The organism is Moorena sp. SIO4E2 (genome assembly GCF_010671945.1).
Taxonomy (GTDB): domain Bacteria; phylum Cyanobacteriota; class Cyanobacteriia; order Cyanobacteriales; family Coleofasciculaceae; genus Moorena; species Moorena producens.
The window spans coordinates 1-6,468 of record NZ_JAAHIE010000426.1 but is presented as its reverse complement, the minus strand read 5'-3'; the positions used below and the strand labels follow the sequence as shown (position 1 = coordinate 6,468).

Below are 6,468 nucleotides of genomic sequence, written 5' to 3'. Positions count from 1 at the left end.
TGAAGATATAGCGTCAGCTGTCAGCTTAAAATAAACCTCGTTAGCGTAGCATGGGCATCCCAGAAACGGTCGAATTTAATACTGCGAGATTACCCTGTCGCCCATTTAAACGACCTTTGATTAAATTAGACTAAGTCTTGCAGAAATTATTAAAAAAACCTATAGTGGCTTACTTGAGCAAGTAAAGTTGGCTATATTAGTTAACGTTTGCTGTTACATCTGAGCAATCATGGCTCCCGCAAGTAATAGCTCCCGTACGTAAGCCAATCAGCAACCGGGTAATCAGTGTTGCTGAATCTTTGAATGAATAGGAGATTAGTGGGCATCCTGCCCGCCCCAAAAGATCGCCGAACAGGCAAGATGCCTATTCTACCTCACTTTTAAAATCATTCCATTATTAAGCAACGCTGGGAAATCAGGGATGTGTTAGAACCGAGTACTCGCCAACCCCAACAACTACCGAAACAATTACCCAAACAACTATTGATAAACGGCCAAGAGCCCAAGTTTCAGCCGGTGGCGTTTATGTTTCCAGGACAGGGAGAAAATACTGTTGCTCCTCAGTTGCCAGTTGTGTAAACTTTGCTAAAGTTAGGTTGAGAAAGCATTTTCCCCCATGCGCAAAGTCAAGTAAATGTCCAAAAGAATTTCTCCACCTGATTTAGAAGCAGCCAATATTCTTCTGAGCGAACTATTTGAAGAGGTCAACAAGTGGGAAAGCCAGCTGGCTGGTGGTATCAAGCTACCTGTAGGTGCCACCGCAGTCCAGCGTCTGCGGCAAAGCGAGATCAGCTTTGGCAACCCTAGGAATAAGTTGATATTCCTGACGGAAGAAGCCTTCAAAGAAGCTGGGGTTGAATTAACTCCGATTTACCGGAAACAGATGCGTGGGGAATATGACTTTTACTATATGAGCGTCACTGTAAATCTGCGTCCCCAACCTGGAGCACAATTTAGGTGGTTGTCCTGCCAGTTAGACTTTAGTCCTAAAGGAAAGAGCGAACCCATTGTCCAGGCCATTTTCCCCCAAAGCGAATGGCGAACTGTGATGGAATGGGGCGTGGGAATGAGCTTGGGTCTTAATGAAAACCTGAATTGGAGTGTCGGGGTTGATGCGACTCAAGAGACTGAACTTGCCAATCTTTATGGAAACTGGAAGGCAAATATTGCTAGTAAAAATAAGCTGAAGGGATTAATTGTTGTACCAGAATTCACTTATGAGGCGGGTCGCTCGGAAATAACTGCTGTGGGTGAAGGCGGTTCTACCTGTGACTGGTACATCCAGGATGCAGAGATGCTAAAGAAGACAACCGTTGAATTTGCTACGGTGTTTAAGGTTCCTCAAGGAACAGAGTCTATCAAGTTGCGGGGGATTGCTTGGGCAGAAGCAAATATGAATTGGTTCACTGCCAATCTGGGTGACGTGTTTGGCGAACTAGATGATCGCTTCAAAAATTTGTTACAACAGAAAGACAAAGCAGCCCGTCAGTTGGCTCGTGGGATATCTGAGGAATGGTCTTTAGCTCTTCCCAAAACTTGAAGGAGTCAGCAATCAGGGCAAACGCATCTACATTCTAGAAGTCTTACTCAGAAGCGATGCAGTGCGGTCTTGGGGAGGCAGTGCGGTCTTGGGGTTCCCCCCATGAGCAACTGCATCTTGAGGTCCGACCCGTGGCAAATTCAATTCGCCAAGGTCAAGCGCACCTAACAAAGATTTCAAAATTCATCAGCAAAAATACTTATCTTATGAATCTGATATCTAGTAGGCATTCCAAAAGAAGATGCGTTTACCCTGAATCAGCGGCCTACCACACCTATCACATCCGTGTGGCGAATCGCGATCGCGTACAAGTTGAAAAGTGGGATCCTCAAAATCAATCTCTAGGTCGCCCTTTTGGAGAACTTCGCCTTTTAGATGAATTCCCTGAAGAGGTCAAGGCATTACTGAAATCTGCCCAGAATGATGAGTTAAACGATTCCGGTAAGGTGAGAGTGCTGGGAGAAGCGTTGTTTGATGTCTTGTTTGATGATGTACTTCGTCAGGATTTTGTTGACTTTTACAATCGCGTTGTTCATCAGGACGATCGGCTGCTACGGGTCGAGCTGGAAATTGACGCACAAAGTCTGCCAGACATCGCAGCATTGCCTTGGGAATTTATATGTTTGCCCCAACGTGCGAATTCAGGAACGATTTGGTTGGGAACAGCACCTAATCTTATTTTTTATCGTCGTAGTTCTCAGTGGCAGCCTCCTCGGTCGATTCAGTTAGAAGAAAATGAAAAGTTGCGGATTGCCTTAGTTGTCTCTGCACCTCAAGAGGGGTCGCCAGTTGTTTATGAAAAAGTACAAAACGAGTTAGAAAAACTAGCCCAAAAACAAGCAGATCGAATTGAGCTATTACCCACTGTTAATCCAGCTAATCCTGAAGCTATTGATGCTATTTTGGCTAAAGAGCCGCATATTTTTCACTTTATCGGGCATGGTCGTTTTAAGAATGAAGAAAACCGGGAAGTTGGGCAACTTGCCCTTGTAGATGACTTCGGCGAAGCCATGTGGGTTGAGGCAGATTACTTCAGCGAACTATTTAACCAACATCGACCTGGAATTGTTTTGTTACAAGCTTGCGAAGGGGGAATGCTTTCTGAATCACAGGCTTTCGTTGGTTTAGCTTCCATGGTGGTACAGCAAAATATTCCAGTGGTTTTGGCAATGCAGTACGCAGTCTCTAACATTACAGCCAGTCGTTTTGCCTGTCGATTTTATCAACAATTAGCACAAGCCGCTCCAGTGGATATAGCAGCACAGGTTGGTCGGCGCACGATTGCACTGAATTCAACGCAATATCGAAAGCGAGATTTTGCCACACCTGTAATCTTCATGGGCGTGCGAGATGGCTATTTGTTCCAGACTGTAGGTTCTGGCCAAAATTCAACAAGTGAGTCTCAGAGCCCGGTTTTAGTAGAAGAAATAAAAGAGTTGAATCATTCCGATCTTGAAACGTTAGCAGATATTCTTAAAAGAAGTGGTAGAGTGAGTAAAGTAGATTCACGAAGAGCGTTATGTATATCGATACAACTCGATCCATCTGATATAGAGTTCATAGAAAATACTAGTCCTCGTGATTTTGCAATGCAATTAGTTTTTCAACTGCACAATACTCAAAACTTTGTGGTACTCTGTAAGCTTTGTCAGATAATTGCTCCTAACGTTCCTGGTTTTAAGTCTGAATTAAACTCTATCAAAGACAAGCTAAACTGTGATTGATATGGAAGAGTTACTGAATAGACAAGATCAAAACAAATTGGTGGATTGGATTGAATCCTCTGGTTTGTGCAGGTCAAGCTCTAGTCGGAGAACATTTTTAATTCAAATCGAATTAAAACCAGAAGAAAATAATGTAGAGATAGCAGAACATGATTTTATTGTTGATTTAATTTATAGATTAGTTCAAAGTAGAAATACAGAAATACTTGGGTCAATTCTCAAACAATTATCATCGTCACCGTTCTGTAATCATCAAAAACTACGGTATTTAGAAGCTAGATTAGGTTTAGGTAACTATAGACCTTCTCAACCCAAAGCAAGACCAGCCTATTTTGTGGATAACCGAGTTTTCCGACTAATGCCTCTCGACATAGGGACAATTTGGGGATTACAGCGTAGCAGCTTCATCGGTATTTTAGCTGGTTTTGAGCAAGATGAAATTTATGAAACTTTGCGAAACGTTGAGTTTGTTCTATCTGAAGCTTTATCTGAAGAACAACTAAAAGCTAATGGATGTTCTCCACTTCCTAAAAGAGAATGGATTCAACTTGATTTAAGTAAGTCCGATGGTATTCCCTATAATAAGTCTGATATTCTAGATGTAGCAGTCAATTTTAGTGGTGAAGCAGCTAAGAGCTTGAAGGAAAAGAACTTTCCTCCTTTAAGTATACCTGGTTTTTTATTCAAGATTAACTATAAAGAAATTAACGATTACTTGCCGAAAATTAAAAATTGGTGCGAAGCTCTGCTTGGTGAGCTTTTTTCTTCGTCGGAATCAGTAGCAATTGTTATCGACATCACGTATTCCATTGATGAAAATATCCCTCAGAGTCTTCAAGATATTACTCAGAGTCTTCAAGATATTAAAAGTCAACTGATAAAAGTTTGCGGACCAATTCCTATCGAGTTAATGCATCTAGATTATCGGCTACACCCTCAACAAGAAAATTTAAGTCAGTGTATGGATGAATGGGTTAAGGGCGATGCTGAGAGCCAAAGCCCGGAAGCAGTTCGTGGAGCCTTCACTATTATATCTGAGGCTAAATTACTCTCTGATATACTAATGGATGTTTGGGTTAATGCCATTGATTTTGATAAATTTCATTTCAACTTATTTTGTCAAAATGGCATACTCAATCCAGATTTTAACCAGACCAAAAATCTAAAATTAGAAAACTTGACTTTGGCGCTTTTACGAAAATACAATGATCAACCTGATAGTAGTCTTAAAGCTCTTATTAATAAGCTAGTTGTGAGTTACCCCACTCTTCAAGACTTTAATAATTTTTGTCAAAATACAAAGGAACAGGAAGATGATTTTTTGTATCAAAATGATGCTAAACAATTTGAATTTGCCCTTCGAGCAAATATCAAGCTCGAAAAAGCAATAGAAAAATTTAAAGCTGCTCCAGTTAGTTATGTCCCTACTGCCATTTGCTGGCTACTAGCAGCCAGTCCCCCTACTAAAAGTAGCATTTATAAAATTTTGTTATTAGACCCCAAAAAGCGTGCCATTTTTGGGTTATGTACACCCCAGGAGTGGCAAAAAATTAAAAAAAGGCAGGATAAAGAACGCCAAGTATTAGATTGTCGCCGTAAACGCCCTTTGATTTATTCTTACTCACTTTGAACGTTGATCAGTCCTAGAGGTATTATTGATGCTTGCTGAATGGTATTTTTGTTGTTGCGTTAGCGCCAGTTTGTCAGAGACAGAAGCCTTTTTATCAATTCTGGAAACTTTAGAAAATCCAGAAACTAATCATCAGTTGCTCTATATAGCCTACGACGAACTACAGTGCATAGAAGACAGAATGCAAATTTATGCATTGCCTGCTGTACTCAAATCACTGCATCGAGAAAATCTTCCGAAAACTCTCAAAACAAAGATTAGGCAATATTTTAATTACTTAGCTGATGGCATATCCGAACAAGTAGAAGAAGCAGTCCACCAAGTTATTAACTTGGCATTGTCCAATCAGTTATATGCAAGCAAAGATATCATCAAAGTTATTAGTAAACTTATTCAAGATAGCCAAAACTTACCAGAGCGGCAGTTAACGTCCATACCTTATCTGGATTTGAAAGCGTTTTTCACAGAAACCTTTGTACTGGCAATTCTGGCGGATAAAATTGAGAATCATGAAGGATTCATTGATGAACTTATTTCAGAGTTAAATAATCAAGATGAATCAGAGTTAAATGATCAAGATAAAAATTTATCACCTATTCCTTCATTCCTGCAAGCGGCGCTGGAGTCTAAATTTGGTCGTTTAGCATTTCGGCTTTCGGCATTGATTGTTTCTCTAACATCGACTGAATCTCTGGAGAAGGTACGTTCTTTGATTGGGCAAAAGGCATCTGTGGCAGCACAAGCTGAGCCAGATCTTTTAAACACCTATGCTACTGTATTGTTTGGCAATCAGAACTCTAAAACAGCACAAGAATTATGCCAGCAAATTATTTCAGAATCATTGAAACTGAATGGGTTGCGTAATTTGATTGCAGAATCTTCCAACGGCAACCCAGATGCTTTATTCCGTCGAGTGGGTATTCAGAACACACCAAATCGAACGGAGGGTTTGCCGATTTTCTACTGGCAAATCACTCTATGGGAGCTGGCGGCACGGATTGATGAAGCAACAACGGCTAATGAGTTAGCAAAATTCTGGCATCCACCAACTAAGTTGCCAAACTATTTGAACGTAAGTTGTTCGATAACGGATATCAAAAAACAAGTCAAAGGGCAACTTGAATCTCTTTTGAATCTGCAAGGTTTTGAGGGTATTTCCTTAACTGTAGAAACCAAAAATAGATTTTTTATAAAGTATCAGTATCAGTGGCTTTTCTTGTCCCCCTGGATTAGATTAAAAACTAAGTACAAACCATATCCGACTGCAGATGAGCCAACCCTACTCCTCCGTTTGATGGGCAGTGCATTTGTCGCTATTCGGCTGCTGCAAAAGTTAGCACAGGACAAGGGCAACTGGAGTCAAGTTGAATTTGCAGCTCGTTTGCTTGCTCATGCTTCAGATGTGACTGCCACAGTTTATAGGCGTTACAGAAACGATGAAGCACCTCAACTCTCTCCTCCATTAATGGGACTATTTCGGTTTGCCCAGCGGCAGATTAAGTTAGTCGGTACTGGGCAATTTGAGTCAGTCCATCCTGAAATTTTTGTCGATCTTTATGAGAAAGGAAAATCCA

Annotated in this window: 6 protein-coding genes; 5 read left to right on the top strand and 1 reads right to left on the bottom strand. The window is 40.9% G+C overall.

The window, feature by feature from the left end:
* Positions 1 to 423 precede the first annotated feature (423 nt).
* Together F6K37_RS29475 and F6K37_RS29470 are read left to right on the top strand one after the other, a co-directional pair.
* The gene (locus F6K37_RS29475) at positions 424 to 579 is read left to right on the top strand and encodes a hypothetical protein (protein WP_287254024.1); all 156 of its coding nucleotides are present in this window, start codon (positions 424 to 426) and stop codon (positions 577 to 579) included.
* Positions 580 to 634: 55 nt separating this feature from the next.
* Entirely contained in the window at positions 635 to 1,540 is a 906-nt protein-coding gene (locus tag F6K37_RS29470; protein ID WP_287254022.1) for a hypothetical protein, read from the top strand.
* Positions 1,541 to 1,567: 27 nt separating this feature from the next.
* Here the strand turns inward: F6K37_RS29470 and F6K37_RS29465 are convergent, their stop codons facing one another.
* Entirely contained in the window at positions 1,568 to 1,720 is a 153-nt protein-coding gene (locus tag F6K37_RS29465; RefSeq protein WP_287254020.1) for a hypothetical protein, read from the bottom strand.
* Between the two features lie 26 nt (positions 1,721 to 1,746).
* On the opposite strand from F6K37_RS29465, the gene F6K37_RS29460 reads away from it, so the two are divergent.
* The 3 genes from F6K37_RS29460 to F6K37_RS29450 all read left to right on the top strand — a co-directional run.
* Positions 1,747 to 3,264, top strand: coding sequence for a CHAT domain-containing protein (locus F6K37_RS29460; protein WP_287254018.1), 1,518 nt, complete (start codon positions 1,747 to 1,749; stop codon positions 3,262 to 3,264).
* The gene (locus F6K37_RS29455; RefSeq protein ID WP_287254016.1) at positions 3,257 to 4,894 is read left to right on the top strand and encodes a hypothetical protein; all 1,638 of its coding nucleotides are present in this window, start codon (positions 3,257 to 3,259) and stop codon (positions 4,892 to 4,894) included. Before F6K37_RS29460 ends, F6K37_RS29455 begins: the two co-directional genes overlap by 8 nt.
* A 28-nt stretch (positions 4,895 to 4,922) precedes the next feature.
* Positions 4,923 to 6,468: hypothetical protein (locus tag F6K37_RS29450; RefSeq protein ID WP_287254014.1), on the top strand; the 1,546-nt coding region annotated here is incomplete at its 3' end.